Source organism: Nguyenibacter vanlangensis, from assembly GCF_013376155.1.
GTDB lineage: Bacteria > Pseudomonadota > Alphaproteobacteria > Acetobacterales > Acetobacteraceae > Gluconacetobacter > Gluconacetobacter vanlangensis.
The window spans coordinates 1-1,067 of sequence record NZ_JABXXP010000866.1 but is presented as its reverse complement, the minus strand read 5'-3'; the positions used below and the strand labels follow the sequence as shown (position 1 = coordinate 1,067).

Annotated in this window: 1 protein-coding gene; it reads right to left on the bottom strand. The window is 65.8% G+C overall.

The features are described 5' to 3' along the window. Positions 1-215 precede the first annotated feature (215 nt). Positions 216-1,067 (bottom strand): endolytic transglycosylase MltG (gene mltG, locus HUK84_RS19740; protein WP_176641724.1); only part of this gene is annotated, 852 nt, incomplete at its 5' end.

The window sequence follows — 1,067 nt, the reverse complement described above, 5'->3', positions numbered from 1 at the left end:
GGAGTTCAAGCGCATCGCCATGCGAGCCTGCAAAACCGACCGGAGCTTCGAGGCGATGATATATCTCGCCGCAGGTGTCATCAACTCACGCTAAATCCCCACAGACCCTAGTGCCCTGCCCGAGAAATTCTTATGAGAATTTCTCGGGTCAGCAGGCCACTAAAATAATATAGACCCCGTTCAAACGGAATCGTTTGAACGGGTAAAGACGCGCCTCAGCGGGGCATGCCCTGCCGGTGCGCCCGATAGGCCGCGACATTCCGGTTATGGTCCGTCAGGCTGTCGGCGAAGATGTGGCCGCCATTCCCGTCCGCCACGAAATAGAGCGCGTCGCCGCCGGCAGGGTGCGCCACGGCCTGAAGCGACACCAGCCCCGGCGAACAGATCGGCCCGGCCGGCAGGCCGGGCAGCGTGTAGGTGTTATAGGCGCTGGGCGTTTCCAGTTCGGCCCGCGTCAGCGCATGTCCCAGCGGCCCCGCCCCGCGATTGATGCCGTACACCACCGTAGGATCGGATTGCAGGCGCATCCCCTGCCGCAGCCGGTTGATGAAGACACGGGCCACCATCCTGCGTTCCGCCGGGATGGCGGTTTCCCGCTCGACCATCGAGGCCAGGATCAGCAGCGTCCGGCGATCGGGGATTTCGGCCACGACCTCCCGGTCTCGCCAAACGGTATCCAGCGCGGCATTCATCGCCGAACGCATCCGGGCCAGCAGTGCCGCGCGCGGCGTGCCCCATTCGTAATCATAGGTCTGCGGCAGGATTCCGCCCTCGGTCAGCGTCGGCAAGGCGCCGCTGAGTACCGGCGCGCGATCGAGGATATCGGCGACCTGCAGTGACGACAGCCCTTCGGGCACCGTCACCCAATGCAGGACCGGATGCGCATGGCGCAGCACGGACAGCACGTCGGCCATCGACCCATGGGCCGGAAATTCCAGTTCCGCCGCATGCAGCACGCCGTCGCGGCGCGTCAGATGAACCGCGACGCGAAACAGCAGCGCCCGAGCCTGGCCGCCGGCCAGCACGCCGGCCTGCTGCAAGGCGGCGATCGTGCTGCCGATCCCGCC